Origin of the sequence: Burkholderia sp. LMG 13014, from assembly GCF_905232215.1 — a bacterium.
Taxonomy (GTDB): domain Bacteria; phylum Pseudomonadota; class Gammaproteobacteria; order Burkholderiales; family Burkholderiaceae; genus Burkholderia.
This window is the reverse complement of sequence record NZ_CAJNKE010000614.1, coordinates 1-3414: the sequence shown is the minus strand read 5'-3', so window position 1 is coordinate 3414 and position 3414 is coordinate 1. Positions and strand designations below refer to the sequence as shown.

General features: G+C 68.1%; 4 protein-coding genes. All 4 read right to left on the bottom strand.

Translation table 11 applies throughout. The annotated features are described in order from the left end of the window. Window positions 1-689: ABC transporter ATP-binding protein (locus JYJ84_RS31905; protein ID WP_205189947.1), on the bottom strand; the 689-nt coding region annotated here is incomplete at its 3' end. A 31-nt stretch (window positions 690-720) separates the two neighbouring features. Further along, on the bottom strand, window positions 721-1866 hold the full coding sequence (gene dgoD, locus JYJ84_RS31900) for a galactonate dehydratase (RefSeq protein ID WP_175220679.1): 1146 nt from the start codon (window positions 1864-1866) through the stop codon (window positions 721-723). Beyond that, a complete protein-coding gene (locus tag JYJ84_RS31895) occupies window positions 1863-2648 on the bottom strand; it encodes an SDR family NAD(P)-dependent oxidoreductase (RefSeq protein WP_122950503.1) in 786 nt (261 codons plus the stop codon). Before JYJ84_RS31895 ends, dgoD begins: the two co-directional genes overlap by 4 nt. Window positions 2649-2652: 4 nt before the next feature. After that, on the bottom strand, window positions 2653-3414 hold a 762-nt coding region (locus JYJ84_RS31890; protein WP_205189946.1), incomplete at its 5' end, for a carbohydrate ABC transporter permease.

The following is a 3414-nucleotide window of genomic DNA, read 5'->3' as shown; positions in this document are numbered from 1 at the left end:
AAATGGTTCGCCGGCTGCTCGTACAGCGCCAGCGGCGAGCCGACCTGCTCGATGCGCCCGCCGTTGAACACCGCGATCCGGTCGCCGAGCGTCATCGCCTCGACCTGGTCGTGCGTCACGTAGATCATCGTGCTGCCGAGTTCGCGATGCAGCCGCGCGAGTTCGAGCCGCATCCCGCCACGCAGCGCCGCGTCGAGGTTCGACAGCGGTTCGTCGAACAGGAACACGCCCGGCTTGCGCACGATCGCGCGGCCGATCGCGACACGCTGCCGCTGGCCGCCCGACAGCGCCTTCGGCTTGCGGTCGAGCAGCGCCGACAACCGCAGCGCCTCGGCCGCCTGCCCGACGCGCGTGCGCGTCTCGGCCGCGTCGACGCCCGCGAGCTTCAGCCCGAACGCCATGTTCTCGAACACCGTCATGTGCGGATACAGCGCGTAGTTCTGGAACACCATCGCGAGCCCGCGCTTCGCGGCCGGCACGTCGTTGACGCGGCGGCCGTCGATCAGCAGGTCGCCCGACGTGATCTCCTCGAGCCCCGCCAGCATCCGCAACATCGTCGATTTGCCGCAGCCCGACGGGCCGACGAACACCATGAATTCGCCATCCTCGATGTCGAGGCTGACGTCCTTGATCACGTCCGCGCCGTCGTCGTAGCGCTTGCGGATCTGCTTGAGCGACACACTTGCCATGATTGCGTTTCTCCTCGTCCGTTGCTGCCGCTCACCATTCGGCGACCGAGCCGTCCTCGCGACGCCACACCGGGTTGCGCCAGCGGTGCCCGGTCGCGGCGGCTTCCCTCACCTTCTCTTCGTCGATCTCGACGCCAAGCCCCGGCGCATCCGGGCGCGCGACGTAGCCCGCGTCGAACGCGAACGGGATGCCGCGCGTGTACGCGTACATCGCGTTGTCGTCGTGATACGCCACATTGGTCGACTGCTCCTGGATGAACGCGTTCGGCGTGCAGAAATCGATCTGCAACGACGCCGCAAGCGTCAGGGGCCCAAGCGGGCAATGCGGCGCAACCGCGACGTCGTACGCCTCGGCCATCGCGGCGATCTTGCGCAGCTCCCAGATCCCGCCCGTATGGCTCACGTCGGGCTGCACGATGTCGACGACGCCTTCCTGCAACAGCTCCTTGAACTGCCAGCGCGTGAACAGCCGTTCGCCGGTCGCGAGCGGCACCGCACAGTCGCGCGCGACTTCGCGCAGCGCATCGTTGTGCTCGGGCAGCAGCAGTTCCTCGTAGAACATCGGGTCGAACGGCGCGAGCGCCTTCGCAAGCGCCTTCGCAACCGGTCGGCGCACGCGGCCGTGGAAGTCGATGCCGAGCCCGACCTCCTTGCCGATCGCATCGCGCACCGTGCCGAAGCGCGCCACCGCGCGGTCGATCGCCGCCGGCGACTCGATCCAGTCGGTCGCGTTGACCACGCCCATCTTCAGCGCGGTATAGCCGGCCTCGACGAGCTGCCGTGCGTTCGCGGCCATTTCCTCGGGCGTGTCGCCTTTCACGTGCGCATAGACGCGCGCCTTGTCGCGCACCGGGCCGCCGAGCAGGTCGTAGACGGGCACGCCGAGCGAGCGCGCCTTGATGTCCCACAGCGCCTGCTCGATGCCCGAGATCGCGCTCGTCAGGATCGGGCCGCCGCGATAGAAGCCGCCGCGATACATGACCTGGAACAAATCCTCGATGTGGCGCGGGTCGCGGCCGATCAGGTAGTCGGCGAGTTCGTGCACGGCGGCGGCCGTGGTGGCCGCGCGCCCTTCGACGATCGGCTCGCCCCAGCCGGCGAGGCCTTCGTCGGTGCTGACCTTCACGAACTGCCAGCGCGGCGCGACCGCGAATGTTTCGATTTCGGTGATCTTCATGTGGATGAACGGGTCCGGTTGAACAGCAGCGCCGACATGCCGTTGTCGGCGACGAGATCCGCGCCGGCGATGCCGGCCGCCGCGTCCGACAGCAGGAACGCGGCGATCCGGCCGATATCGGCCGGTTCGTTGATGCGCTGTGCGGGATGCAGCGCGCGATACGCGTCGAGCAGCGCGGGATCGCGCTCGAGGGCCGCGCCGATCGGCGCGTTCAGCGTGAAGCCGGGGCTCAGCGTGTTCACGCGGATGCGCTGCGGCGCGAGGCTCGTCGCCATCGCACGCGACATCGCGACGATGCCGCCCTTGGTCGCCGCGTACATCTCGAAGCCCGGCACGCTCGCACCCGCATGATTCGACGCGATGTTGACGATCGCGCCGCCGCCCGCGCGGGCGATGCGCGGCGCCGCGAGCTGCGTGCACTGGAACATCGAGCGCAGGTTGGTGCGGTACAGGCGGTCGCAGTCGTCGAGCGAGAATGCGTCGAACGGGCCGTGCAGCGTGATGCCCGCGTTGTTCACGAGCCCGTCGAGCCGGCCGTGATGCGCGTCCACGCGCTCGAACAGCGCGGCGACGCTCGCCGGCTCCGCAACGTCGGTCTCGACGAACAGCGCGTCGCGCCCGCCGAGCCGTTCGCGCACCACGTCGGCGCGCGCGGCGTTCTTCTCCGCGACGACGACCTGCGCGCCGCATTGCGCGAGCACTTCGACGATGCCGAGGCCGATGCCGTCGCCGCCGCCGGTGACGACGATCACGCGGCCGTCGAGCGATTCGAATGGATTCATGGTGTCACCCCTTGACCGCGCCGGCCGTGATGCCCGCGACGATCCTGCGCTGGAGAATGAAGAACAGCACGAGCAGCGGCAGCGTGCCCATCACGGCTGCCGGGAACAGCTTGGTCGGATCGATGTCGTTGGTGCCGACGAAGCGGAACACCGCGACCGTGATCGTGAACTTCGACGAGTCGGTCAGGAACAGCAGCGGATAGACGAGATCGTTCCACACCGACAGCGTGACGAACATCGCGAGCGTGCCGGTGATCGGCCGCAGCAGCGGCAGCACGATGTACCAGTACACCTGCAGCGGGCTGCAGCCGTCCATCACCGCGGCTTCCTCGAGTTCGAGCGGAATCCGCTTCAGGAAGCTCGTGTAGAAGAACACGCCGAGCGGCAGGCTCTGCACGGTGTACGCGAGCACGACGCCGAGGTACGTGTTGAGCAGGTGCAGGTCGCGGAACAGCACGTACAGCGGCGTCAGGCTGACGAACATCGGGATCGTCAGGCCGAGCGTCAGCACGATGTAGACCGCGTTCGACAGCCGGCCCTTCACGCGTGCCAGCGGATACGCCGCGAGCGATGACAGCATCGCGACGAGGAACGTGACCGCGAGCGTGATGCCGATCGTGTTCGCGACGCTGCGCCAGTAGTTCATCTGCGTGAACACGGCCGTGTAGTTGCCGAAGAACACGTGGTCGGGCAGCCCGAGCGGGCGCGCGATGATGTCGTCGCCGGTGCGCAGCGACATCAGCACCATGTAGATCGTCGGCAGCAG